26 protein-coding genes, 1 tRNA gene and 1 pseudogene are annotated in these 22,986 nt (G+C 73.4%); 9 read left to right on the forward strand and 19 right to left on the reverse strand.

Annotated features, from left to right (window positions below):
- Positions 1–24: 24 nt before the first annotated feature.
- Both OG774_RS13215 and OG774_RS13220 read right to left on the reverse strand, forming a co-directional pair.
- Positions 25–807, reverse strand: coding sequence for a maleate cis-trans isomerase family protein (locus tag OG774_RS13215; RefSeq protein WP_328310083.1), 783 nt, complete (start codon positions 805–807; stop codon positions 25–27).
- Positions 804–1,850, reverse strand: a complete 1,047-nt coding sequence (locus OG774_RS13220; RefSeq protein ID WP_328310085.1) for a leucyl aminopeptidase — start codon at positions 1,848–1,850, stop codon at positions 804–806. The genes OG774_RS13215 and OG774_RS13220 overlap by 4 nt, the downstream gene beginning before the upstream one ends.
- 135 nt (positions 1,851–1,985) lie before the next feature.
- Here OG774_RS13220 and OG774_RS13225 point away from each other — a divergent pair, with 135 nt between their 5' ends.
- Entirely contained in the window at positions 1,986–3,086 is a 1,101-nt protein-coding gene (locus OG774_RS13225; protein WP_328310087.1) for an NYN domain-containing protein, read from the forward strand.
- Positions 3,087–3,163: 77 nt separating this feature from the next.
- Here the strand turns inward: OG774_RS13225 and OG774_RS13230 are convergent, their stop codons facing one another.
- Positions 3,164–3,883, reverse strand: a complete 720-nt coding sequence (locus tag OG774_RS13230; RefSeq protein WP_328310089.1) for a mycothiol-dependent nitroreductase Rv2466c family protein — start codon at positions 3,881–3,883, stop codon at positions 3,164–3,166.
- Between the two features lie 24 nt (positions 3,884–3,907).
- Positions 3,908–4,540: a maleylpyruvate isomerase family mycothiol-dependent enzyme gene (locus tag OG774_RS13235; RefSeq protein ID WP_328310091.1), complete on the reverse strand. Its 633-nt coding sequence runs from the start codon at positions 4,538–4,540 to the stop codon at positions 3,908–3,910.
- Between the two features lie 45 nt (positions 4,541–4,585).
- Here OG774_RS13235 and OG774_RS13240 point away from each other — a divergent pair, with 45 nt between their 5' ends.
- Positions 4,586–4,885 (forward strand): DUF1330 domain-containing protein, encoded by a 300-nt coding sequence (locus OG774_RS13240; protein ID WP_328310093.1) that lies wholly within the window; start codon positions 4,586–4,588, stop codon positions 4,883–4,885.
- Here the strand turns inward: OG774_RS13240 and OG774_RS13245 are convergent.
- From OG774_RS13245 to OG774_RS13260, 4 genes are all read right to left on the reverse strand, one after another.
- Positions 4,882–5,646: an SDR family oxidoreductase gene (locus OG774_RS13245; RefSeq protein WP_328310095.1), complete on the reverse strand. Its 765-nt coding sequence runs from the start codon at positions 5,644–5,646 to the stop codon at positions 4,882–4,884. The genes OG774_RS13240 and OG774_RS13245 overlap by 4 nt on opposite strands.
- The gene (locus tag OG774_RS13250) at positions 5,646–6,788 is read right to left on the reverse strand and encodes an acetyl-CoA C-acetyltransferase (protein WP_328310953.1); all 1,143 of its coding nucleotides are present in this window, start codon (positions 6,786–6,788) and stop codon (positions 5,646–5,648) included. Before OG774_RS13250 ends, OG774_RS13245 begins: the two co-directional genes overlap by 1 nt.
- 105 nt (positions 6,789–6,893) lie before the next feature.
- The gene (locus OG774_RS13255) at positions 6,894–7,733 is read right to left on the reverse strand and encodes an oxygenase MpaB family protein (RefSeq protein ID WP_328310097.1); all 840 of its coding nucleotides are present in this window, start codon (positions 7,731–7,733) and stop codon (positions 6,894–6,896) included.
- Between the two features lie 75 nt (positions 7,734–7,808).
- Positions 7,809–8,333: a hypothetical protein gene (locus tag OG774_RS13260; RefSeq protein ID WP_328310099.1), complete on the reverse strand. Its 525-nt coding sequence runs from the start codon at positions 8,331–8,333 to the stop codon at positions 7,809–7,811.
- A 92-nt stretch (positions 8,334–8,425) separates the two neighbouring features.
- Between OG774_RS13260 and OG774_RS13265 the strand changes: the two genes are divergently transcribed.
- Positions 8,426–9,196 (forward strand): bestrophin-like domain, encoded by a 771-nt coding sequence (locus tag OG774_RS13265; RefSeq protein WP_328310101.1) that lies wholly within the window; start codon positions 8,426–8,428, stop codon positions 9,194–9,196.
- Between the two features lie 3 nt (positions 9,197–9,199).
- On the opposite strand, the gene OG774_RS13270 is transcribed toward OG774_RS13265, so the two are convergent.
- Entirely contained in the window at positions 9,200–9,976 is a 777-nt protein-coding gene (locus OG774_RS13270) for an SIR2 family NAD-dependent protein deacylase (RefSeq protein ID WP_328310103.1), read from the reverse strand.
- Positions 9,977–10,153: 177 nt separating this feature from the next.
- Here OG774_RS13270 and OG774_RS13275 point away from each other — a divergent pair, with 177 nt between their 5' ends.
- Complete coding sequence (locus tag OG774_RS13275; RefSeq protein ID WP_328310105.1) at positions 10,154–10,672, forward strand: hypothetical protein; 519 nt, start codon at positions 10,154–10,156, stop codon at positions 10,670–10,672.
- Positions 10,673–10,844: 172 nt separating this feature from the next.
- Here the strand turns inward: OG774_RS13275 and OG774_RS13280 are convergent, their stop codons facing one another.
- The 3 genes from OG774_RS13280 to OG774_RS13290 all read right to left on the reverse strand — a co-directional run bounded on the left by OG774_RS13280 (position 10,845) and on the right by OG774_RS13290 (position 12,632).
- A complete protein-coding gene (locus OG774_RS13280; protein ID WP_328310107.1) occupies positions 10,845–11,210 on the reverse strand; it encodes a hypothetical protein in 366 nt (121 codons plus the stop codon).
- A complete protein-coding gene (locus tag OG774_RS13285) occupies positions 11,207–11,566 on the reverse strand; it encodes a hypothetical protein (RefSeq protein ID WP_328310109.1) in 360 nt (119 codons plus the stop codon). The genes OG774_RS13280 and OG774_RS13285 overlap by 4 nt, the downstream gene beginning before the upstream one ends.
- A 163-nt stretch (positions 11,567–11,729) precedes the next feature.
- Positions 11,730–12,632 carry a LysR family transcriptional regulator gene (locus tag OG774_RS13290; protein ID WP_328310111.1) on the reverse strand — a complete coding sequence of 301 codons (903 nt, stop codon included), beginning with the start codon at positions 12,630–12,632 and terminating at the stop codon, positions 11,730–11,732.
- A gap of 84 nt (positions 12,633–12,716) precedes the next feature.
- Here OG774_RS13290 and OG774_RS13295 point away from each other — a divergent pair, with 84 nt between their 5' ends.
- Positions 12,717–13,619 carry an EamA family transporter gene (locus OG774_RS13295; RefSeq protein WP_328310113.1) on the forward strand — a complete coding sequence of 301 codons (903 nt, stop codon included), beginning with the start codon at positions 12,717–12,719 and terminating at the stop codon, positions 13,617–13,619.
- Here the strand turns inward: OG774_RS13295 and OG774_RS13300 are convergent.
- The gene (locus OG774_RS13300; protein ID WP_328310114.1) at positions 13,595–13,798 is read right to left on the reverse strand and encodes a hypothetical protein; all 204 of its coding nucleotides are present in this window, start codon (positions 13,796–13,798) and stop codon (positions 13,595–13,597) included. The genes OG774_RS13295 and OG774_RS13300 overlap by 25 nt on opposite strands.
- 153 nt (positions 13,799–13,951) lie before the next feature.
- Here OG774_RS13300 and OG774_RS13305 point away from each other — a divergent pair.
- Together OG774_RS13305 and OG774_RS13310 are read left to right on the forward strand one after the other, a co-directional pair.
- Positions 13,952–14,024: transfer RNA gene (locus tag OG774_RS13305), tRNA-Arg, on the forward strand.
- A 166-nt stretch (positions 14,025–14,190) separates the two neighbouring features.
- Positions 14,191–14,526: a DUF1330 domain-containing protein gene (locus OG774_RS13310; RefSeq protein WP_328310115.1), complete on the forward strand. Its 336-nt coding sequence runs from the start codon at positions 14,191–14,193 to the stop codon at positions 14,524–14,526.
- Positions 14,527–14,887: 361 nt separating this feature from the next.
- Here the strand turns inward: OG774_RS13310 and OG774_RS13315 are convergent, their stop codons facing one another.
- Positions 14,888–15,712: a hypothetical protein gene (locus tag OG774_RS13315; protein WP_328310116.1), complete on the reverse strand. Its 825-nt coding sequence runs from the start codon at positions 15,710–15,712 to the stop codon at positions 14,888–14,890.
- A gap of 35 nt (positions 15,713–15,747) precedes the next feature.
- Between OG774_RS13315 and OG774_RS13320 the strand changes: the two genes are divergently transcribed.
- Positions 15,748–16,440, forward strand: a complete 693-nt coding sequence (locus OG774_RS13320; RefSeq protein ID WP_442873988.1) for a TetR/AcrR family transcriptional regulator — start codon at positions 15,748–15,750, stop codon at positions 16,438–16,440.
- Positions 16,441–16,451: 11 nt separating this feature from the next.
- Here the strand turns inward: OG774_RS13320 and OG774_RS13325 are convergent, their stop codons facing one another.
- From OG774_RS13325 to OG774_RS13340, 4 genes and pseudogenes are all read right to left on the reverse strand, one after another.
- Positions 16,452–16,745: a hypothetical protein gene (locus tag OG774_RS13325; protein WP_328310121.1), complete on the reverse strand. Its 294-nt coding sequence runs from the start codon at positions 16,743–16,745 to the stop codon at positions 16,452–16,454.
- A 583-nt stretch (positions 16,746–17,328) separates the two neighbouring features.
- Positions 17,329–18,048, reverse strand: a pseudogene (locus OG774_RS13330) (sugar phosphate isomerase/epimerase family protein); the annotation flags it as partial.
- Positions 18,049–18,058: 10 nt separating this feature from the next.
- A complete protein-coding gene (locus tag OG774_RS13335) occupies positions 18,059–18,958 on the reverse strand; it encodes a shikimate dehydrogenase (protein ID WP_328310123.1) in 900 nt (299 codons plus the stop codon).
- Positions 18,959–19,076: 118 nt separating this feature from the next.
- On the reverse strand, positions 19,077–20,435 hold the full coding sequence (locus tag OG774_RS13340) for an MFS transporter (RefSeq protein ID WP_328310125.1): 1,359 nt from the start codon (positions 20,433–20,435) through the stop codon (positions 19,077–19,079).
- Between the two features lie 1,225 nt (positions 20,436–21,660).
- On the opposite strand from OG774_RS13340, the gene OG774_RS13345 reads away from it, so the two are divergent.
- Complete coding sequence (locus tag OG774_RS13345) at positions 21,661–22,224, forward strand: hypothetical protein (RefSeq protein WP_328310126.1); 564 nt, start codon at positions 21,661–21,663, stop codon at positions 22,222–22,224.
- Here the strand turns inward: OG774_RS13345 and OG774_RS13350 are convergent.
- Entirely contained in the window at positions 22,211–22,966 is a 756-nt protein-coding gene (locus tag OG774_RS13350; RefSeq protein ID WP_328310128.1) for a PIG-L deacetylase family protein, read from the reverse strand. The genes OG774_RS13345 and OG774_RS13350 overlap by 14 nt on opposite strands.
- Positions 22,967–22,986: the final 20 nt, after the last annotated feature.

A 22,986-nucleotide genomic window follows, 5' to 3' on the forward strand; every position in this document is an offset into this window, starting at 1 on the left:
TCCTGCTGAACGTGCCCCTCGCGATCAGGCCACGCGCGTGACGGCCCCCGGGTCGCGGACGTCCCCGCAGAGCAGCGCGCCCGCGCCGGGTACGTGGGTCGAGAGGCCGAGCTCGGAGAGGATCCGGAACGTCGTCGCCGTGGCCGCCGAGAGCACCGGGATGCCGACCTCGTCCTGCACGGCCTGGACCACGGGCAGCGAGGGCATCTGCACGCAGCACGAGAGCACGAGCGCGTCGGCAGCCGTGAGGTCGAGCTTCTTGTAGTGCTCCCGCAGGTCGGCCGGGTCGAGGCGGGCGACGGCGAGGTTGTCGGGCACCTCGAGCGACAGGGAGTCGACGACCTCGATGCCGGCGTCCTCCAGGTACGCCACCACGGCGGCGGTCAGCGGCTTCATGTACGGCGTCACGATCGCCACCCGCCGCGCGTCGAGCGCCGCGAGCCCGGAGAGCAGGGCGCCTGCCGAGGAGATCACCGGGGCGTCGGATCCCTCGGCGCGCAGGGCGCCGGTGATGTCGTCCTCGGCGGTGCAGTGGAACCCCGGCCCCTGGGCCATGATCGCCACCAGGCAGGCGGTGGCGACGACGTCCGGGCGGGCGTCCGCGAGCTCGGTGGCCGCGCGGACCGCCTGGGCGTTCATGGCCTGGAGCTGCTCCGGGGTCACGTGCTGCATGCGCGCCCGCGCGGCGTGGAAGACGAACCGGTCCTCCGGGATCGCCTGCTCCCGCGCCGCCAGCATCCGCGGCAGCTCGGTCTCCATCGTCAGGTTGGAGCTCGGGACGATCATGCCGATGTGGTGGTCGGTCATCGGACCCCCGCGGGACGCATCTCCGGAATCGTCAGCCCACCCTTGTCCACGATCAGCTCGTCGTCCAGGTAGAGGCTGTTGCCGCGCATCGGGATGTCGAAGTGGCACGGGGTGTCGTTCGGGCCGCCGAGCTCGTTGTTCGGGCCGATCGAGAACATGACGTTGCCGTAGAAGCTGCGCAGCTCCATGCCCATGCCGCCGCCGAACTGTGTGAGCCCGTGCCAGTGCGCACGCTCGTCGAGACCCCACCCGACGTGGGACATGCCGTAGCCCCGCGGGTCGTCGAAGCTCTGGATGTACGAGCTCAACAGGTCCGCGTCAAGGCTGACACCCCCATCTTGGCCGCGGATGTCCCGGATGAAGCCCTGCTCGATCGTCAGCGTCACCGGCGTCTGCACGTAGGTGTTGAACGGCAGCAGCACATCGCCGGGCGAGAGCACGATCTGCCCGTCGACGCCGTCGTCGGCACCGCCGGTGAACACGAACGCCGCCGGCCAGTGGTCCCACCGCCCGGGGGTGTCGGTGTAGCCGTACTCCGACATCGTCGGGTAGACACCGAGCCGGTAGGTGACGTCGGTGCCCGCCGGGCTCGTGATCCGCATCGTCGAGGCCTTGGCCAGCAGGTCCGCGCCGTACTCGACGCGCTCGCGCAGCTCGGTGGTCGGCATCAGCCGGGCCAGCAGCTCGGGCGGCTCGACCGCGGTCAGGATGCGGGTGCCCGCGTCCTGGATCGCGAACTGCTCGGGGCTGAAGAGCAGGAAGGTGCAGTCGACGAGCATGTCGACCGACTTCAGCGCCTCCACGGCCAGCGGGATCTCCCCCAGACCGGAGTCGCCGACCGCCCACGCGCCCGACGCGCTCGCCGGCGGGGGCAGCCGCAGGTGGAACGTCGAGGCCCCGAGCTGCTGCGCGGCCCACAGGAACGCGTCGGCGTACTCCCCGCGCTCGGCGCCCCGGGTCAGCACCGCCACCGTCTCGCCCTCGTGCACCCCGGAGAGCCGCAGCTGCGCCAGGCAGATCTCGTTGAACAGGTTCTGGTCCATCGGTCGACCACCTCCACCCACAATCCGAGCACGTACTATCCGAGCACGCAAGGACTGCAACGGGATCGTCATCGAGGTGGGGCCGCACGGCGGAGCCCACGCGTCCGTCCCGGGATCGCCGCCTAGGCTGCCCCGATGGCCCCGGAGGACGAACGCATCGCCCTGTTCCTCGACTACGAGAACCTGGCCATCGGCGCCCGCGACGGGCTCGGCGTGAGCCCGTTCGACTTCGGGCCGGTCGCCGACGCGCTGGCCGACCGCGGCCGTGTGGTGACCCGGCGGGCGTACGCGGACTGGTCGTCGTTCGACGAGGACCGCCGGCTGCTGGCCCGCGCGCAGGTCGAGCTCATCGAGATCCCGCAGCGCATCGGCGGATCCCGCAAGAACGCCGCCGACATCAAGATGGCCGTCGACGCGATCGAGCTCGCCTACGAGCGCGAGTTCGTCACGACGTTCGCCATCGGCACCGGCGACTCCGACTTCACGCCGCTGATGCACAAGCTGCGCGAGATGGACAAGCGCGTCATCGGCATCGGCGTGCAGTCGTCGACCTCCAAGCTGCTCCCCGCCGCGTGCGACGAGTTCCTGTTCTACGACCGCCTGCCCGGGGTCGAGGGCCGTCCGGTCCCCCCGAAGACCTCGCGGCGACGTCCGGCCGCGGCGACGGCCACCCTCGCCGCCGAGCCGGTGCCCGTCGAGCCGGAGCCCGTCGCGGCCCCGGCGGCCGAGGAGACCACGGCCGGCGGGTCCGACACCGACGTCACCGCGGTGGTGACCAGCACGCTCGCCGGCCTCGCGCGGGCCACCGACGGGCCCGTCCGCGCGTCGACCCTCAAGCGCGCGATCCTCCGCAAGGACCCCACGTTCGACGAGGGCGACCAGGGCTTCCGCGGCTTCGGCGAGCTCCTGCGCCACCTGGAGAGCCGTGGCGTGCTGGCGCTCGCGCCGGGCACCGCCGCCGGCGACCCCGAGGTGTCGTTCCCCGAGGACACCTCGGCCGAGGACGAGGCGTTCGCCCTGTTCGCCACCACCGTGCGCGACCTGGAGGCCTCCGCCGGCGCGCCGCCCCAGCTCTCCGGTCTCAAGGACCAGATGCGCAAGCGCGACCCCGGCTTCTCCGAGAAGCGCTACGGGTTCAACGGCTTCCTGTCCTTCGCCCGCGCCGCGCGCGCCCGCGACCTCGTGACGATGGACTGGGACGAGGGGCGCGGCGACTACCAGCTGTCGGTGTACTGAGCGATGGCCTCCGGCCACGTGAGTGATTCGGGTCGTCCCGGCGACCCGAATCACTCACGTGGCGGAGCCCTCGCGTCTCACCGGTGCTGGCGTCGGCTCCCGCCGTGCCAGTCCTCGGTGATGCCGACCTGGTCGGTCGAGCCACCGAACGACGGCAGCTGCGGCTGCTCGCGCAGGCTGCGCTTGAGCTCGGCGAAGCCGGGGAAGCGGGCCAGCCCGACGGCGTGGTCCCACAGCTCGCCGGCCTGCTCCTCGGTCGGCATCCGGCTGATCACCGGCCCGAAGAACGCGAGTCCGTCGGGCGGGTCGACCTGGATGATCGGCGTGCCGACGTCGCGTCCGGTCAGCGCGAGCGCCTCGTCGGTCTCGGTCTGCACGACCTCGTCCCACGCGGTGTCGTCGAGGGCCTCGGTGAGCGTGGCCGGCAGGCCGGCGGTGGCCAGCACCTCCGCGACGAACGCCTCGGAGCCCTGACGCCCGCGCGCGTTCGCGGTGTCGGGCACCGGCTCCTGCTCGAAGACGTGGTGACCGAACGCCTCCTGCAGCCGGTCGAGAACCTCGGGACCGTGCTCCTTGCGCACCCGCGCCGCGACCCGCAGCATCCGCAGGCCCGCGGTGTGCCCGGCCTCGTACTCCGGCGGGAACTGCGCGTCGTAGTCGACGCCGGCGTTGAGCAGGCGCAGCGAGATGAAGCGCCACTCGATCGCGAGGTCCCGCTGGGTGGCCGCCAGACGCAGCCACTTGCTGGTCATCCAGCAGAACGGGCAGACCGGGTCGAACCAGAGGCGGACGTCCATGACGCGAGCCTAGAACGGCCTCGGTCAGCGCCCCGGACGACACCGACCCGCGAGGACACCGAGCCCCGGCCCCTCCAGCTCGTCGAGCGCATCGGGGCGCCCCGAGGCCGCCATCAGCAGCGCCTCGGCAGGTCCGTGGACCTCGGTGCCACGTCCCGACGACCAGTCCAGGTCGGTGGCGACGAGACGCAGGCCGCGGGTCCGCACGAACGCGCGGATCGGCACGGCGACCATCGCGAAGTCGAGGACCGCCCGCAGCCGCTCCGGCGGGATCTCCCGCGGCAGCCCGAGCGGGCGGCGGATGTCCTGCTGGTGGATCGCCCCGTCGGTGAGGGCGATCCGGTTCCCGAACCGCGCGGGCAGCCCCGCCGGCGTCTCGTACCGGCGCACGAGGTCGAGCAGCCCCCGGGGATCGAGGTCGCGGAGGTCCTCGACCACGCGCTGGTTCGCACCGTCCGGGGAGAAACCGGAGCGTACGAGGGTCCGCGCGAACCCGGTCATGCCCTCGAGGTCGTACCCGATGACGTGGGCGACGACGTCGCGGACCCGCCACGCGGTGCACAGCGTCGGGGCGTCCCACTGCTCGGGCGTGAGGGTCGCGAGGAACGCGGCGAACTCCGCCCGCTCCTCGCGGGCCAGGGCGCGGGTGTCGGTCATGCCCTGGGATCGTTCCCTCCTGTCGCCCAGAAGAGGAGCCCCCGGATGGCCGTCGCCTACTGGATCAACTACTTCACCACCGTGCACGACCAGGAGAAGGTCGCGGCCTACGCCGCCCTCGCCGGGCCCGCGATCACGCAGGCGGGCGGGCGCTTCCTGGCGCGCGGCCCCGCGGCCGCCGTCTTCGAGGGCGCCGGGACGGTGCAGCGCACCACGCTCATCGCCTTCCCGGACGCCGACGCCGCGGTGGCCGCGTACCACTCCCCCGCCTACCAGGAGGCCCTGCGCGCCCTGGGCGACGGCGCGGAGCGGGAGATCCGGATCGTGGAGGGGCTCCCCGACTAACCGCCCCCGACCGCCGACTGCAGCCGGCGCATCCCGGCGAGCCAGCGCTCGTAGTCCTCGCCCTTGCGCCGGAAGTAGGTGAGCACCTCGGGATGCGGCAGGACGAGGAACTCCTCCCGCCCGATCCCCTCGACGACGGCCGCGGCGACGGCCTCCGGCGTGAGCACCTCGCCCGCCGCCTTCACCGTCCCCGTCGCCAGCGCGCCCATGCCGTCCGGGTCGGTCTCGAGCATCGGCGTCGCCACACCCATCGGGCAGACGGTGCTGACGCGGACACCCCGCGCGCCGTAGGTGACCGAGAGCCACTCGGCGAACGCCACCGCCGCGTGCTTGCTCACCGCGTAGGGCGCCGAGCCGATCTGGGTCAGCAGCCCTGCCGCCGACGCCGTCGAGACGAAGTAGCCCTCGCCGCGCTCCAGCCACCCGGGCAGCAGCAGCTTCGCGGCGGTGATGTGGGCGCGCAGGTTGACGTCGAGCACGGTGTCCCACACGGCGTCGGGGGTCTCGACGGGGTCCGTGCCGGCTCCGACGCCCGCGTTGGCGAGGTAGACGTCGACCGGGCCGACCTCGTCCAGCAACGCGGCGGTCGCGTCGGCGTCGGTGACGTCGAGCGCGCGCGACACCGCGGCACCCTCGACCTCCGGGGCGTCGCGGTCGGTGGCCACCACACGGGCGCCGGCCTCGGCGAGCGCGGCGACGAGCGCCCGCCCGATCCCCCCGCCGGCCCCGGTGACGACGGCCGTACGGTCACGCAGCTCCACTAGACCGTCTCGATGATCGTCGCGTTGGACTGGCCGCCGCCCTCGCACATCGTCTGCAGCCCGCGCCTGCCGCCGGTGCGCCGCAGCTCGTGGATCAGCTTGGTCGCGAGGATCGCGCCCGTCGCGCCGAGCGGGTGGCCCATGGCGATGGCGCCGCCGTTGACGTTGGTGCGCCCGAGGTCCGCGCCGGTCTCGTGCGCCCAGGCGAGCACGACGGACGCGAACGCCTCGTTGCACTCGACGAGGTCGATGTCGTCGATCGTCAGCCCGGCACGGCGCAGCGCGTCCCGCGTCGCCGGGATGGGGCCGGTCAGCATGAGCACCGGGTCCTCGCCCACCACCGACAGCGTCGTCACCTTCGCGATCGGTGTGAGCCCGTGGGTGCGCACGGCGTCCTCGGACGCGACGAGCAGCGCCGCGGCACCGACCGAGACCTGGCTCGACACGGCGGCGGTCAGGGCGTAGCCCTCGCGCAGCGGCGGCAGCGTGGACATCTTCTCGACGTCCGCGTCGGGCCGGATGCCCTCGTCGCGGCCGAGCCCCTCGAGCGGCGCGATCTGGGAGGTGAAGCGGCCCTCGTCGGTGGCGCGGGCGGCGCGGCGGTGGCTCTCGACCGCGAACTCCTCCATGCGCTCCCGGCTGATGTCCCACTTCTCGGCGATCAGCTGCGCGCCGCGGAACTGGCTGATCTCCTGCTCGCCGTAGCGCTCGATCCATCCCGCGCCCTCGCGCCGGGTGCCCATGCGCTCGAGCACGGAGGCGTTGGCGTCGATCGGGACGATGGCCATGTTCTCGACGCCCGCCGCGATCACCATGTCCTGTGTGCCCGAGAGCACGGCCTGCGCGGCGAAGTGCAGCGCCTGCTGGGACGACCCGCAGGCACGGTTGATCGTCGTCCCGGGCACGTGCTCGGGGAAGCCGGCCGAGAGCCACGCGGTGCGCCCGATGACCCCGGCCTGCGGGCCCAGCTGGCTCACGCAGCCCATGAGGACGTCGTCGACGGCGCCGGGGTCGATGCCCGTGCGCTCCACGAGGGCCGTCAGCGCGTGTGCGCCGAGGTCGGCGGGGTGCACGTCGGCGAGCGCGCCCTTGCGCGTCCCGACCGGCGTGCGGACGGCGTCGACGATGTACGCCTCGGTCAGGGGCACCTGGTTCTCCTCGTCGGATCGAGCAGGCGTGATCGAGCGCGTGGCGTTACGGACGTCCAGTGTCTGCGACGCCACGCCGCTGACACCAGAGGTCACACGTCATCCCGCGGCGCGGGCCTCGCGCACGAGGCGCCGGGCGCGGTCGATCTCGGGCGGGGCGGGGAGGTCGGGGAGCAGGTCCGACGCGGTCCGGAGCGCCTTGAGGGCCAGGGTGACGCCGAGGTCGGTCGTCGGCAGGCCCGGCAGGCCGTACATCCGGCGCGCCCACCGGGGCAGGGTCGTGAAGGACACCGCGGCGATCGACGAGAGGGCGAGCGCGATCCCGGTCGGCGCGCTCGGCTGCGGGGTGAGCAGCCCGCCCACACCGCGTCGCGCCTCGTCGGTGAGCTGCAGCTCGGGGCGCACGCGGTCGAAGTAGGCGGCGAGCTCGGCCCGCGACGCCGGCACGATCGCGGGGTCGAGGCCCACCACCTCGGCCGCGCGCACGCTCTCCGTGACGTAGGTGTCCGCCTCGACGTCGTCGACCACTCCGGCCCGGCGGGCCACGTCGACGTACGAGTCGATCTCGGCGTTGTGCACCCAGAGCAGGTTCTCGGGGTCGTCGAGGGCGAACGACGTGCCGTCCGGCGCGCGGCCCTTCAGGGTGGCGTGCATCCGCCGCACCCGCGCTCCGGCGGCCTCGACGTCGTCGTGGGTGCCGAAGGTGCGGGTGCCGACGAAACCGACCGTGCGCTGGAACCGCGGCCAGGCCTTCTTCGGGTCGAACAGCGCGGAGTTCTGGAACGTCCCGCGCATCACCCGGGGGTGCAGCGACTGCAGCAGCAGCGCCCGCATCCCCGCGACCCAGAGGACGGGCTCCAGCTGGACCCGCCACGTCACCGACGACGGACCGAACAGCCCGTGGTCGATCTCGTCCGCGCCCGTGCTCCCGACATCCACCGCCATACGGCAGGGGTCACCGATCCGGGTGGGTCCAACCCCGTTCGTGGCTCGTTCGACGCCGCGTCCCGCGGGTCAGTCCCGCGCGAGCTGCGCCGCCTTCTTCTCCACCTTCGCCTCCGCCTGCGCCGCGCGCTTCTCGGCCTTGCGCACCGCCTTCTCGGCCTTCTTCTCCGCCTTCTTCTCCGCGCGACGGTGCCCGTTGCCCAGCAGGAGTGCGGCGCCGATGCCCATCATCCAGATGTCCTTGGCGATGGGCGTGCCCTGCTGGGTCGGGCGCAGGTTCCCGTCGTGCATGCCTGGCGTCCGCAGGTACAGCCCGAGCATCCCCGCCGAGAAGCCGGTCAGCGCGGCGCCGGCGAGGCGGCCGGGGACGAACGGCGCGAGGAGCGTGGCACCGACGGCCATCTCGCCCACGGCGAGGGCCTTGAGGAACGTGGGCGGGTCCATGTCCTTGAGGAACGGGTAGGTGCCGGACGCGAAGCCGTGCAGCCCGGCCGCGGTCTCCTCGTCGCCGGACCACTTCTGGAGGCCGGAGTTGAGGATGAAGGCACCGGTGGCGAGACGCTGCGGCACCTGGGCGAGGTCGACAGAGGTCATGGCCTGATCGTGCGCCTGCGGTTCCTCGCGCGCCACCACGGGGTCCATCCCGCTGGTCTTCCGCGCGTGTCCGCCACGGACCCGGGCTCCCGATGACCATGCTGCCGATCTGGTTGTTGTTCGTCCTGTTCGTGATCGCGGTCCCGCTGCTGGTCACCGGGCTCCAGGTGCTCGTGCGCCGGCACTGGCCCCACCTCGCCGAGGGCGGGCACAACGACGTCGCGGGCTACCTCATCGCGATCGTCGGCGTCATCTACGCGGTGCTCCTGGCGTTCGTCGTCGTCGTCACGTGGCAGCAGTTCAGCCAGGCGTCGAACGTCGTCGGGCAGGAGGCGAGCGCGCTGCGCGGGCTCTACCGCGAGACCGTCGCGTTCCCCCCGGAGGTCCGCGAGCGCGTCCAGAGCGACGTGCGCGACTACGCCGCGGCCGTGGTGATGTACGAGTGGCCGGCGATGGACCGCGGCGAGCCCGGCTCGCCGGCGGTCGCGGCGGTGCTCGACCGCACCGCCGAGCACCTCGCCACGCTGCCGGCCGACACGGCCATCCAGCAGGCGTACGTCGCCGTCGAGGCCGACCGGTTCGCCGACGTCCTCTCGTTCCGCTCGCAGCGTCTCGACTTCGTCGGGCAGGGGCTCCCCGGCGTCCTGTGGGTCGCGCTGGTCCTCGGCGGCGTGGTCACGATCGGCTTCGGGATGATCTTCGGGCTCCGCAGCACGTCCCTGCACCTGTTCATGACGGGCAGCCTCGCGGCGACGATCGGCGTGCTGCTCTTCGTGGCGATCGCGATCGACCAGCCGTTCCTCGGCGACGTCGCCGTCCAACCCGCACCCCTGGAACGCGTGTTGTCCGACTTCTCGCGCTGAGGCTCACCCGGACGGGCCGGGCACCAGCCGCGGGAGGATCTCGCCGACCCCGCCGCGCAGCACCACCGTGGCGACGTCGTCGTACGGCGTCGGCTCGGCGTTGACGATGATCACCGCCGCGCCGGCGGCCGCGGCGAGGTCGACGACGCCGGCCGCCGGGTGCACGCCCAGCGACGTCCCGACGGCGAGCAGGACGTCGGTGTCGACGGCGGCCCGTCGGGCCCGCATCAGCACCCCGGCGTCGAGCTCCTGACCGAACGAGATGGTCGCCGATTTCAGGACACCGCCGCAGTGCGGGCACGGCGGGTCCTCCTCGCCGGCGGCGACGCGGGCCAGCGTGTCGGCCATCGGCGCGCGGGCACCGCAGGACAGGCACTCCGTGTGGTGCATCGTCCCGTGCAGCTCGACGACGAGCTCGGGCGACGACCCGGCCGCCTGGTGAAGCTCGTCGATGTTCTGGGTCAGCAGGGCGAGCAGCCGCCCCGAGCGCTCGAGGTCGACCAGCGCGGCGTGCGCGGGGCCGGGGCGCGCGGTCCAGACGGGGTGGGTGGCGCGCTGCCGCCAGGCCTCGCGCCGCACCTCGGGGTCGGAGACGTAGGCCTGGAGCGACGAGAGGCGCTCGGCCGCGGGGTTGCGCGTCCACACGCCCTGCGGCCCGCGGAAGTCGGGGATGCCGGAGTCCGTGGACACCCCCGCGCCGCTGAGCACGGTCACGCGTCGGGCGCGCGCGACGAGCTCCGCCGCGTGCGCCACCGCCCGGCCCGCAGCGTCGTCACGCATGCACACACCGTCGCATGTTCGCTTGATCGGGTGGCGTGTGTAACGCGCGCATGATTCACCCCGACCTCACCCATGCGGCGTCGCGAGCACCTCCGGGTGATGGAACCCCCGGCTCGCGCCGCGGAGTGGAGGGGTGTCGTGGGGACCCACCGCAACACGTCGTCTCGAGTCATCGGTGTGCACAGCCTCCCGACGGCCGTCATCTCGCTGGTGCAGGAGCAGGCCGAGGTCCGCGGGCTCGTCCGCGACCCGCTGCCGGAAGTCACGCACGCGGTGCGCACCGACGAGGTCGTCGAGTCCGGCCGGTGGTTCGGCCGCAGCCGCACGCGTCGGCGCACCGTCGAGCTGCTGCTCACCCCGGACGTCCTCGTGGTGACGGACCGCGATCCCGACCGGGAGGGCCCCGACCCCGACGCGCAGGTGACCTTCCACCGGGTGCACCAGCTCGAGGTCACCGCCGTCGACGTGCCGGAGCCGGGCCTGGGCCTGCTCAGCACGCCCGTCGGCTCGACGGAGCGCAGCTCCCGGCACGTGCCGTCGGACGGGGGCCCGGAGGTCGCCCGCTTCCACGGGGCCGTCCTCGACGCCGCCGAGCGCTCGCGTCGCGCCGCCGACGTCGCCTCGTCGGCCGTCCCGTCGTCGCGCGTGCCCTCGGACGCGGAGTCGGTCGGCTCCTACTCGCGCGAGCTGTTCTGATCCGTCGGCCCCGTCGTGACGAACCCGGTCACGACGTCGGATGAGCGGTGACGGCCCCGCCGGCGCTGTGTGCTCAACCCTCGGCGAGGCCGCCCCGACCGCCGGCCGTCGGCCGGCGATGGCCGGGCATTTCCCGATCCGTCCCGGTGTCGAAACGGGATCGGGGCGCCCGTCAGTCGGTGCCGCGCTCGGCGGGATCGCTGGTGATCGCCTCTCCCCCGCGCGTACTGATCCCGAGGGCGTCGTCGAACCACACGGCGAGGGTCAGCGACTTCTCGGTGCCGATCTCGACGAGCTCGTTCCGCACGGTCAGCGCGTGGGAGCGCGCCGCGGCGAACGGGTGCGCCGCCCCGGAGCCCAGGTCCACCAGGGTGCCCGCGTGATGCCGGATCAGGTCCACACGCGCGACGTCCGGGTCGTCCGTGCCCCCCTCCTCGGTCCAGCGCAGGACCTGGTGGGCGGCGACGCGGAGGCGGTCGATGTCCACCGGGTCGATCTCGGCCTGGACGTGGGGCTCGGCGTCGTGGGAGGTGCTCATCGCTCACTTCCGGGGGAGGTGCCGGCCGCGGGCTCCGGGTCGGCCGGTGCACGGCAGAGTGCGTGCACGGAGACGCCGAGGCCCTCGGCGTCGGACGGCGCGGCCGCGCTCAGCAGGGCCGTGAACTGCTCGCGGTGTGCCCCGCCCAGCGAGACCGCGAGGCCGGTGACCCCCGCGGTCAGGGCCTGCAGGCCGTCGAGGGCGGCCCGGTGGCACTCGGTCACGCCGGTCATGTCGATGTGGAGCCTCGTCTGCCCGCTCCCGTACAGCAGCCGGCAGTAGTCCAGGAGGCTCTTCGTCTCGGACGCGTCGAGCGGTCCGGCGAGGACGAGCGTGCGCGGAGTGTGTGCGTACACGGAACGACCGGACCCCCTCGACCAGCGTCCACCGCGCTCCGGGCGCGCGTGTCGTGCGTTCGGCGGGGTCTGAGCCGAGGACCTGCCCGTCCAGCCTCGCGCAACGCCGCCGTTTGGTCCAGCGTCCGCGGGATGCGGGGATGGGGGATGGGAGGCGCACGGCTCACCGGTGCTCGGCCCGGCGCACGATCCGGTCGAGGACGAGGGCCAGCGCGGGCCAGCCGGCGCGGCCGCGGCGGGTCACCGCGTAGGCGCGGAGCCGGACGCCGGGTGCGGTCAGGGCGAGGACCTCGACGCCGGGACGGGGACGGCGGTCGCGCGGCAGGAGTCCGACGCCGAGCCCGGCGAGGATGAGGTCCTCGACGAGCTCGAGGCTGTCCGCCTCGTGGGTCAGGCGCGGCGCCACGCCGGCCATCGAGGCGAGGGTGCGCAGCACCTGTTCGTCGGCCCGGTTGCGGGAGTTGCCGATCCAGTCCCGGTGGGCGAACGCCGCGACCACCCCGAGGGCGTCGAGGGCGCCGGCGGCGGGCGGCACCTCCGCGCTCGGGACCGCGAGCCCCCAGTCGGCCGACCACAGCGGGACCGCGGTCAGGTCGGGGTCGAGCGCGGCGGGAGCCAGGTCGTAGTCGTAGGTCAGAGCGAGGTCGATCTCGTCGGCGGCGAGCATCGCGTGCGCCTCGGCGGGCTCGTACTCGCGGATCGTCAGCGCCACCTGCGGGTGGGTTGCGGCCAGCGCGGTGACGGTCGGGACCACCGCTCGCCGGACGGCCGTCGCGAACCCGGCCACGCGGACGACCCCGTGGGGCTCGGCGGCCGGGTCGAGGTCGAGCTCGGCGGTCTCGACCGCGGCGAGGATCGTGCGGGCGTGCTCGGCGAGACGCCGACCCTCGGGGGTGAGCCGGGACCGGCGTCCCGCCGGCTCCACCAGGGCCGCGCCGACCTCCCGCGCCAGCGCGGCGATCTGCTGCGAGACCACGGACGTGCTGGTGCCCAGCACCTCCGCCACCACCCGCATCGAGCCGTGGCGCGCGAACTCCACGAGATAGGGCAGGCGACGGGTGTCCACGCCTGACATCGTCCGTGATCTACGAACGTTGCGTCTACGATTCTCACGTGGACGCGAACGATCGTTTCACCTTCACTGGTCGTCGTGGCCGCCCCGACCTCCGCGCTCGTCCTCCCGTCCTCTCCCCGCACCGGCGCCCTCATGGCGACGGGCTCGATGCTGTGCGTCCAGATCGGGCTCGCCGTGTCCGTCGGTCTCTTCGACCGGATCGGGTCGACGGGCACCGCGGCGCTGCGGCTGCTCTGGGCCGGGCTCCTGCTCGCCGTGATCGCGCGTCCGCGGCCGTCGGCGTTCACCCGGTCCGGGTTCGCGGCCGCCGTCGCGCTCGGCACCGTCACCGCCGGCCTGACGATCCTGTTCACCGAGGCGCTCGCCCGCATCCCATTGGGCACGGCGGCGGCGCTGGAGTTCCTCGGCCCGCTCGGGGTCGCGCTGCTGCGCGGTCGGGGGCGGGCGCGCGGCTGGGCCCTGCTCGCCGCGCTCGGCGTCGTCCTGCTGACCAACCCCTGGCAGAGCGGCCTCGACCCGGCCGGCGTCGTCTTCGCCCTCGCCGCCGCGGCGTGCTGGGCCGGCTACATCCTGCTGACCCAGCGCGTGGGCGACCAGGTCACCGGCCTGACGGGGCTCGGGGTGTCGATGCCGGTGGCCGGGTTGGTCGCGACCGTCGTCGCCGGGCCGAGCCTGGTGGGGAGCGTTTCGACGGGGGCTCTGGACCTGTCCGTGCTGCTCGCGGGCCTCGGGATCGCCCTGCTGCTCCCCGTCGTGCCCTTCAGCCTCGAGCTCCTGGCGCTGCGCCGGCTGACCACGGCCGCCTTCGGCACGTTGATGTGCCTCGAGCCCGCCATCGCCCTCGGGGTCGGGGTGCTCTTCCTGAGCCAGACGCCGTCACCGGCCGCGGCGGCCGGCGTCGCGGCCGTCGTCCTCGCGGGGATCGGTGCGGAACGGGCGGGGGCGCGGCGCGCTCAGTTCTCCACGAGTGCGTCGTAGCCGAGCACGCTCGCGGCCCCGTCGAGGTAGGCCTGCCGGTACGCCGGTGGAATCCACTCGGCGGTCCGGAAGACGGCGAGCGCGGCACTGTCGTAGGTGTCGTCGAGGTGCACCTGGGCGCGGGCGCCGCTGTCGTCCTGCTCGCCCGGGGGCTGGGCGCCGTTCGGTGAGTCGGCCACGAGAGACCAGGGTGCACGTGTCCCGCCCCGGGATCCACCTCACAACCGGGGAGTGTCGCGGCCCGATTGAGGCAGCAAGCGCTTGCTCGCGATCTCCTCGGCGGGGTGAGGACGACGACCGGCGACGACGTCGTGGCGCTAGAGTGCACCCGGGCCCCCGTAGCTCAGGGGATAGAGCACCGCTCTCCTAAAGCGGGTGTCGCAGGTTCGAATCCTGCCGGGGGCGCCCAGCCTGACCTGCACGCTCGCCGTTCGGCCCCACGCGCTCACCGCGTCATGGACCCGGCACCCGGTGGCCGAATGCCACCACGCCCGATCCTGCCGCTGCCGCAGCGCCGAGGAGCCCGGGCGTGGGTGGGCTGGCCCCTCGCTCTGGCGGGAAGACTGCCGGCATGAGTCCGGTCTACGCCCTCAACCTCTTCGACCTCGCCCCGAATGACGACTACAAGGCCTACTCGAAGCGGTCGGTGGCCGCCGTCGGCAAGCACGGCGGGACCGTCGTCGCGCTCGGCAGGCTGAGCGACAGCGCGCCGAGCGCCGGCGGATCGCCCCGTCAGGTCCTCGTGCTCGTCGAATGGCCCTCGGCCGAGGCGTTCCAGGCGTTCAAGGACGACCCCGACCACGTCGACCTCCACCCCCTGCGTGAAGGAGGAACCGAGAACTACCTTTGGTGGGCCTACGACAAGCTCGACGACCTGCGGCCGCTACTGAGCGACAAGGCCGGTTGACGACGCCAACACGACGGAAGGCCTTCCCACCCTCCGCATCCGCGCGCCGCGCGTCGGGTACTGCTTACGTGCCGGCGAGCCTCTCGCGCAGCGCCTCGGGGTCGGTGAGATCGGCGTGCAACGCCTCGCACCCGGCCGGCGAGATACCGCGACGCGCCGGCCGAGGATGCTGTCGGTGTGTGTCGTGAACCGCTGGGTCAGTGCGTGACCGGCGATCCCGGTGACACCGGTGACGAGCCGCCGGGAGAGGGCGGACATCGACGCTCCACGGAGGACGGGACCAGGTCGTCCCCGGAGCACACACTCACCGGTCCGTCCGATACGTGACGTGGACCCCGTTCCGCAGGACGCGGCCGCGGCGTCAGCCCTGCCGCCGCTCGGCGGCGACGGCACGCGGGTGCACGAGCATGCGGTCGAGCCCGGCGCGACAGGCAGCGAGGAAGACCCCGTCGTACACGGGGACCGTGGCCGCCGCCCCCGGCGCGACGGTCCTCCGGGCTGCGGCCCCAGCGACGGCTGTCCCGATGACCAGGGGGACCTGGGGCGGCAGCGTGGCCAGGAGCGAGGTCGCGACGGCCATGTCGGGACGGAGCTCGTCGGCGGGCACGCGGACGTAGCCGAGCGCGTCCCCGGCCTCCACGACGAGCTCGGCCACCTCCTCGGGGTCGGCCGTCGACGGTGCGACGTCGAGCACGACACCGCCCCGCGTGCCCTCGACGACGGCCAGCGCCGCTCGGGGCGTGGTGACGGGCGTGTCGGGTGCGGGGACGAGGAGCGGCCGTACCCGGAACGGGCGAGCCTGCTCGCAGAGCGCAGCGAAGGCGTCGGCGGTCGCGCCGACCGTCCGGGCCGCCCCGGCGCGTGCGGTCACGAACTGCGCACCCAGGCGGCCCGCGAGGTCGAGGACCCGGTGTCCGGGCCGATGCGGCTCGCCAGGATCCGCGCCCTCGTCGTCGGCGAGGTCGATGCGCCCGACGTCGAGGGTGGTGACACGGGAGACGAGCAGCGCGTCCACCAGCTCGGCGAGCATCGGTGCCCCGGCGCCACCGCCCCACGTCTGCTCGACGTCGGCGGCCGAGGCGACGTACAGGCCCACGGAGTCGATGCCTCCGGCGCGGGCGGCGAGCACGCAGGCGACGGGGTCGGCCGGCGACAGCACCGACTGGTGGACGGCGACGCGGTTCACGGGACCATGATGTACTGCCTGGTGAACGACTGAACATGCGGACGGGCCCGGCAGGAACGGAGGCACGCGTGGCGGCAGGGCCGGAGGCGGTCCCGGGACGGCAGCGCGACGCCGAGCGCACGCGTGCGGAGATCCTCGCAGTGGCCACGGAGGAGTTCTCCGAGCGCGGGCTCGCCGGGGCGCGGGTGGACGAGATCGCGGCGAAGACCCGCACCACGAAGCGGATGCTCTACTACTACTTCGGCAGCAAGCAGGGGCTCTACCTCGCCGTGCTGGAGAAGGCGTACCTGGGCATCCGGCATCTCGAGCAGGGCCTCGACGTGGAGCACCTGCACCCGACGGCGGCGATGCGGGCGCTGACCGACCTGACCTTCGACCACCACGAGGCGCACCCGGCGTTCATCCGACTGGTCAGCATCGAGAACATCCACCACGCCGAGCACCTGCGCGGCTCGCCGATCCTGTCCGGGCTCGCGGACCCGGCGCTCGACGTGTTGGGCGGGATCCTCGAGCGCGGACGGGCTGCCGGGCTCTTCCGCGACGACGTCGACGCCCTCGAGATGCACATGGTCATCAGCGCCTTCTGCGTGTTCCGCACGGCCAACCGGCACACGTTCCGGGCCGTGTTCGGTCGCGACATGCTCGATCCCGCTGATCGTGACCGCCAGCGCCGGATGTTGGGGGACCTCGTCGTCGAGTACCTCACGGCTCACGTCGGGCGCACCTGAGCGACGGGTCGTCAGGGGACCGCGCGGGCGCTGCGCGCGGCGCGGGCGCGGCGGTGCGCGGCCGACTGAGGATTCGGGACCCCCGGCGCCCAGCCGCCGCGACGCACCGTCGCCGACGACAGCACGAGCCGCACGGCGTCGGCGCCCTCGCCCGCCGCGAGCAGGCGGCTGCGGACCAGGCCGAACGGCGCCGCGACCTCCCACTCCCCCGTCGCCTGCAGGCCCAGCACGGCGCGGTGGAACAGCGCGGCCTCCGCGACGTGGTCGAACGGCGGGGTCAGCGAGACGTGGTCGACGGCGCGCACGTGCCCGTCGCGGCGGGCGACCCCGGTCGCCGTGAAGTCGCCCGGCGAGAAGTCGTCGTGACCCGGCTGTGGACGCTCCGGGCAGCAGAACAGCAGTGAGCCGTCCGGACGACCACGGCGCGGAGCTCGGCCTCGCCGGTGGCGTGCGCCGGGACGTGCGGCGGCGCGAGCAGGGCCTCGGCGCGCGCGGCGAGCGTGGCGGGGTCGTGCGAGCGGACGGCGAGTCCGGCGACGGCCGTGGTGGGCCCGACGCGGCCCCGGGCCCGGGCTCGAACGCATCGCTGCGGACCACGACGCGGGCGTCCCCGGCCTCCCACAGCGTCACCGGCTTGGTGCGGTGGCGGCCGGTGCGGTCGAAGCCGAGAGCGTGCAGGGCGATGGCGACCTCGTCGGCGGTGGCCGGGTCGACGGCGAGCTCGACGAACGCCGTCCCGCGCAGGCCGGGCCGCGGCGGCAGCGGAGTCGCGGGGTGTCGGGACGCGGTCGCCGGCACGGATGCCGACTCCTCGAGGGCGAGCAGCGAGCGCCGCGCATCGACGGCGGCGCCCCGCGGGTCGGCCTGGCGGAAGACGTCATTGAACACCTCGAGCGACCACGGCCCGCGGTAGCCGGCCGCCTCGAGATGGCCGACGAGTCCGGTGAGGTCGAACGCGCCCTGCCCGGGGAAGAGGCGGTGGTGGCGGCTCCACTGCAGGACGTCCATGTCGAGCTCGGGGGCGTCGGCGAGCTGGAGGAAGAAGATCTTCTCCCCGGGCACGTCGGCGAGACCGGCCGGGTCGTCGCCGCGGGAGAGGATGTGGAAGCTGTCGACGCAGAGCCCCAGCGCGGGATGCTCGGCCTCGGCGACGATGCGCCACGAGTGGTCTCAGGTGTCGACGTGGCGGCCCCAGGCGAGGGCCTCGTAGGCCAGGCGCAGGCCGTGGTCGGCGGCCCGGTCGGCGAGGGTGCGCAGCTGCTCAGCGGCGAGCCCGTCGTCGTCGACGGCATCGGGCGACACCGACGAGCAGACCAGAGCCGTGTCCACCCCGAGCCGTTCCATCACCGCGAACTTGGCCTCGACGCGGTGCAACGCCGCCGCGAACGCCTCCCGCGGCAGGGCCTCGACGTCGCGGATCGGCTGGAAGAGGTCGATCGTGATGCCGAGGTCCGCGCATCGGGTGGCGACGTCGGCCGGTGGCTCCGGCGACGCCAGCAGGTCCGGCTCGAAGATCTCCACGCCGTCGAAGCCCGCGGCGGCGGCAGCGGCCAGCTTGTCCTCGAGCAGGCCGGAGAGACAGACCGTGGCGATGGCGTGCCGATGCATCCAGCTCTCCTCAGCCGCCGGCGGCGATGAGCTCGCCGAAGTGGGCCACCATCCGCTCGGCGTCGGGCTCGACGCCGGTGAAGAGGCGGAACGACTCGACGGCCTGGAACACGGCCATGCCGCCCCCGTCGAGCACCCGGACGTCGCGGGCGCGGGCGCTGCGCACCAACTCGGTCTCCAGCGGCCGGTAGACCAGGTCGGCCACCCAGAGCCGTGGCGTGAGCAGCTCGGGATCGAGCGGGCAGCCCGGGTGGGCGGCCATGCCCGTCGGCGTGGCGTGGACGAGTCCGTCGGCGTGCCGCAGTGCGGCGGGCAGGTCCGCGGCGTCGGCCACCGAGGCGCCGGCGGCCGGCTGCCCGGTCACCGCAGCGGCGAGCGCCTCGGCCCGCGAGCGGTCGGCGTCCACCACGACGAGGTGTCCGACGCCGAGGCGGACCAGCGCGTGCGCGACCGCGGCGCCGGCCCCGCCGGCACCGAGTAGGACGACGCGGTCGGTGGCGGCGTCCGGCAGGCCACGGCGCAGCGAGCGGGCGAAACCGGACCAGTCGGTGTTGTGGCCGACGGCCCCGTCGGCCTCGAACACGACCGTGTTCACCGCGCCGAGGGCCGCGGCGTCGTCGGACAATGCGTCCAGGTGGGGCAGGACGGCCTGCTTGACGGGGTGGGTCAGGTTCAGTCCGCGGAACCCCGCCAGGCGAGCGGCGTCGAGGACCCGACCGATCTCCTCCGGAACGAGCCCGAGGACCCCAAGGTCCAACCGCTGGTAGAGATATCGCATCCCCCGCGCATCCCCCTCACGCTCGTGGAGCGCGGGCGTCAGGGACGGACCGATGCCGGACCCGACGAGCCCCACCAGGTATCGCGAGGCCGACCGCGGGGCGGCGGCGAGATCGGCGAGCACCGAGGTCACGGAGCACCTCCCAGTAACGGACCGGTGAGTCCTGACGGAGCCGGCGTCGCGTCGGCGGCAAATCGGGCTCCGGGCATGCCCACGGCTACCCCGGAGCGCGACACGGACCTCCGTCGCCTCACTGCGGTCGGCCCCCGGCCGACGCCCGCTGCCCGTCGGGGGCCACCACGGCGTCGAGCTCGGCGATCGGCACGTGGGCGGTCTCCCGCGCGGTCGCCGCCGCGCCCGCGGCCAGCAGGCAGAGCACCGCGCCGAGGACGGCGACCGGCACCCAGCCGCCGGGGCCCTCTCCGGCGATCGACTCGGCGATGGTGGGGACGAACCCGCCGATGGCGAACCCGATCTGCGTCCCGACCGCGACACCGGTCAGTCGGACGCGCGTCGGGAACATCTCGTTGTAGAGGGACGGCCAGACACCGTTCGAGGCGCTGTAGACGACGCCGGTGAGCAGGATCCCGGTGGCGAACACGAGCGCGTACTGCGCCGAGGAGATCGACCAGAGATAGGCCGCGAACAGGAGCGCGCTGGCGAGCGCGCCGCCGATGAACACCGGCTTTCGCCCGGTGCGGTCGGCGAGGCGGGCGAACGCCGGGATCGCCGCGAGGGCGACGATGTTGGCCGTGATGCTCACCCACAGCATGGTGGTCCGGGAGAGGCCCACGGTGCCGGTGGCGAACGAGAGAGCCCAGACGCTGAACAAGGTGCTGATCGACGACACCAGCGCGGCGAGCACCACGCGAAGCACCGCCGCCCAGTGGTGACGGAGCAGGACGGCGATCGGCGGGCCCTCCTTGCGCGCAGTCCCGGCTTCCTCGGCCCCGGCCGCGAACACCGGGGTCTCGTCGAGCGTGCGGCGGATCAGCAGGCCCGCGACGACGACCACGAGACTCAGCCAGAACGGCACCCGCCATCCCCAGGCGAGCAGCTCGTCGCGCGGCAGGGCGGCGAACGGCAGGAAGACCGCCGTGGCCACGATCATCCCGGCCTGCGTCCCGCTGAGCGTGAAGCTGGTGAAGAACGCCCTCCGGTCGTCGGGCGCGTGTTCAAGGGACATCGAGCTCGCCCCGGCCTGCTCACCGCCAGCCGAGAAGCCCTGCAGCAGCCGCGCGATCACCAGCAGGATCGGCGCCAGTGCGCCGGCCGCGCCGTAGCTGGGCAGGCAGCCGATCGCGAACGTGGCGACGCCCATCAACAGGATCGTCGCGACCAGCACGCGCTTGCGCCCGTAGCGGTCCCCGATGTGACCGAGCACGACGGCCCCGAGCGGTCGCGCGACGTAGCCGACCCCGAACGTCGCCAGCGCGAGGAGGGTGCCGGTCGCGGGGCTCGACGCCGGGAAGAACACTTCGCTGAACACCAGCGCCGCGGCGGTGCCGTAGATGAAGAAGTCGTAGTACTCGAGGGCGCTGCCGATCCAGGCCGCCAGGGCCGCCTTCCGGGGCTGGGCCACCGGGGGGGCCGCCGAGGGGTGGGACATGGACTACTCCTGACCTCGTGCTCCGTTGCCGGGTCGCTCTCACGGCACGCCGCCCCGCCAGCTATGTACCGTCTGGTTACGTACTAGATGGTGAGTTGGGAAGCGAGATCGTGTCAAGTGGTTCACTCCGGCCGCTCTGGCCGAGACCCTCGAGGGCTTCACGTCGCCTACCTGCCGCCGCTCGGCGACCCCCGCGACCGCATCGACTGCGCCCTCGGCGCAACCCGCCGACGGCTCGTACACATCCGATGGCGTGGAGCTGCGGGCCGCGTCCGCGCGCGGCTGAGCGGCCACCCGCGGATCAGATGCCTGCAGACGGGCATCCGGAGCGGGTCCCTCCAGCCGTCACCAGCGACTTCCTCCTGATGGTGCTCGAACGCGCTCCGGAGGGCGAGATGTGATGGCACGCCCGGCGACAGGTCACCGCGAGGTTGACACCGTCGTCGGCGAGGTCACGGACCAGCGGAGAACTACTTCAGGAGCATGTTCTCCCGCGCGAAGTAGGCCGCGGCACGCTTGAGCATCTCGTTCTCGACTTCGAGCCGGTTCACCTCGGCTACGAGCGTGACGAGCCGGCCGGCGCGGGGACGGGCAACTCCCGGAACGGGGCCTCGACCAACACCGTGCCCACGGCCAACGTCCCGGTCACCATTCGCGTGGCCTCGCGACCGCACTGGCGAATTCGACCCACGATCGTCCCCGAGCGCAGACGCGCGTCGGGCACATCGACGAACTCGTCCTGTCCTGCTCAGGAAAGCAGCCGCACCGTCGGGCGCCCTGACCGCCGATACTCCCGCGATCGAGCCGGAGCACTCGAAGACCGAACCGGCGGTTCACCGATCCAGCCTCCGAGAATTGCTGCACGAAACGACACTTCCATCCAGCGGTCAAGATCGAGGGGCTTCATCGGCCAGCGGGTGACACCGGACTGGCTCGTCCTCCACCGAGTACATCGCGCTCACCCCGCCACCGTAGTCCGAGCCCGGACCAGCGTCCGCCCCTCGCCCACCAAGACCCGACGGACGTGCCGGCTCCCCGGCGTCGGGCTGGTCGAGGGGCACCCACACCACCAACGTCGATCTTCGAGTGGTCTCTGACGGGGTGCGGTTCTGGGGGCGAACTGGAGTCGAACCGTGGCCTCGGGGGCGGACTCAGTCCCCTCCGACGCCTGCACAGTTGCTGGTAGCAGGCCCAGTACCCGTGGTCGACCGTCCTCCTAGAGCGGGTGTCGCAGGTTCGAATCCTGCCGGGGGCGCCCTTGCGACCTGCCTCGACGCCGCAGTTCGCCGAGACCTACCGCGAGAAGCGCTTCGATCCGGCGCACTACGAGCTCGACGACGGCCATCTCCAGACGACCCTCTCCGACGACTCGCGCATGCCGCTGCGGTTCTTCGTCGAGTACGACAACGCGTGGTGGTTCGAGATCGTCACCGCCGTCGACGTCCCGCCCCGGCGACGACCCGGACAGCGACTCGGGCTTCATCGTCCTCGACATCCACTACGGGGACGACCTCCTGCGGGCCGTGCAGCACGTGCACTTCGGCGCATCGTCGATCAACCGCACCTACGAGGCGGGCGCGTTCTTCGGCCGATCACGGCCACTGGTCGAGCTCGACGCAACGGCAATCGCTTCTGGCCCGAGACCGGCTACCACCCGCGCGAGTCCGCCCTCGCCGCTCAGGCCTTCCTCGGCGGCGCCACGGGTCGCGAGTTCGTCGCCCGTGAACCCACCGCCGCCCCGGTCATGCGCATCCGGGCCAACCTCGACGAGCTGCTCACCCAACTCTGACGCACGCCAAGGCGTCGCGCGCGGCGGGCGTCGCCACCAGCACCTCGGCGGGCGCCGCGGTCCCGCACCGCTCCCCCTCGCTCCGGGCGAGCGAGGCCAGTGCCGGTCCGGCCGCCGCGGCGGACCCGAACTGGAAGGGCACCTGGGTCGCGTAGCAGGCCACGGCCTGGATCTTGCGGTCGAGCACCTCGGTCACGTCCACCGCGATCTCCCGACCGCGCACGTGCGCCATGGGAAGCGCGTCGGGCCTGCGGACGACGTACGGGGTGTCGCGCCACCAGGCCCGGCGGTCCTCGCCCACGAGATCGGCCACCACCGTGCCGACCCACTGGTGGTCGACGTGGTCGCCGAGGGCCTGGGGGGCCAGCACGACGTCGGCACCGTCGAGGACGGGTGCCAGCGCCTCGGCGAGCGCAGGGCCGACGTCGTTGCTGTCGTGCCGGCCGGCGAAGAGGGCGGCGGGGCTGTCGTAGCCCCGGTGCGGCGCCTCGAGCAGCTCGAGGTGACGGCCGTCGACGCCGAGGAGCTCCAGGGCCGCCCGGTCCTCCTCGCGGCGCACCGCCATGTAGTCGACGTCGGCCGCCAGCCCCTTGTCGAGCTGGGTCGACAGCGCGAACGGTGTCGCCGTGGCCGGGTCGACCGAGCCGGTGAAGCAGGTGACGACGGTGACCTCGGCGGTCTCCCCGAGGCGCGCGAGGGTCCCCCCGATCGAGAACACGGCGTCGTCGAGGTGGGGGCTCACCGCCACGACTCTCGCGCCGC

The sequence above is a fragment of the Actinomycetospora sp. NBC_00405 genome (genome assembly GCF_036044095.1).
GTDB classification, from domain to species: domain Bacteria; phylum Actinomycetota; class Actinomycetes; order Mycobacteriales; family Pseudonocardiaceae; genus Actinomycetospora; species Actinomycetospora callitridis.

Excerpts from the sequence above, each read along its gene's own strand:
- OG774_RS13230 (WP_328310089.1), bottom strand. The coding sequence starts at position 3,883 with ATGGACGTCCGCCTCTGGTTCGACCCGGTCTGCCCGTTCTGCTGGATG.
- OG774_RS13265 (WP_328310101.1), top strand. The coding sequence starts at position 8,426 with ATGACCATGCTGCCGATCTGGTTGTTGTTCGTCCTGTTCGTGATCGCG.
- OG774_RS13225 (WP_328310087.1), top strand. The coding sequence starts at position 1,986 with ATGGCCCCGGAGGACGAACGCATCGCCCTGTTCCTCGACTACGAGAAC.
- OG774_RS13260 (WP_328310099.1), bottom strand. The coding sequence starts at position 8,333 with ATGACCTCTGTCGACCTCGCCCAGGTGCCGCAGCGTCTCGCCACCGGT.
- OG774_RS13280 (WP_328310107.1), bottom strand. The coding sequence starts at position 11,210 with ATGAGCACCTCCCACGACGCCGAGCCCCACGTCCAGGCCGAGATCGAC.
- OG774_RS13220 (WP_328310085.1), bottom strand. The coding sequence starts at position 1,850 with ATGGACCAGAACCTGTTCAACGAGATCTGCCTGGCGCAGCTGCGGCTC.
- OG774_RS13235 (WP_328310091.1), bottom strand. The coding sequence starts at position 4,540 with ATGACCGACACCCGCGCCCTGGCCCGCGAGGAGCGGGCGGAGTTCGCC.
- OG774_RS13215 (WP_328310083.1), bottom strand. The coding sequence starts at position 807 with ATGACCGACCACCACATCGGCATGATCGTCCCGAGCTCCAACCTGACG.
- OG774_RS13270 (WP_328310103.1), bottom strand. The coding sequence starts at position 9,976 with ATGCGTGACGACGCTGCGGGCCGGGCGGTGGCGCACGCGGCGGAGCTC.
- OG774_RS13340 (WP_328310125.1), bottom strand. The coding sequence starts at position 20,435 with ATGTCCCACCCCTCGGCGGCCCCCCCGGTGGCCCAGCCCCGGAAGGCG.
- OG774_RS13320 (WP_442873988.1), top strand. The coding sequence starts at position 15,748 with ATGCGGACGGGCCCGGCAGGAACGGAGGCACGCGTGGCGGCAGGGCCG.
- OG774_RS13240 (WP_328310093.1), top strand. The coding sequence starts at position 4,586 with ATGGCCGTCGCCTACTGGATCAACTACTTCACCACCGTGCACGACCAG.
- OG774_RS13310 (WP_328310115.1), top strand. The coding sequence starts at position 14,191 with ATGAGTCCGGTCTACGCCCTCAACCTCTTCGACCTCGCCCCGAATGAC.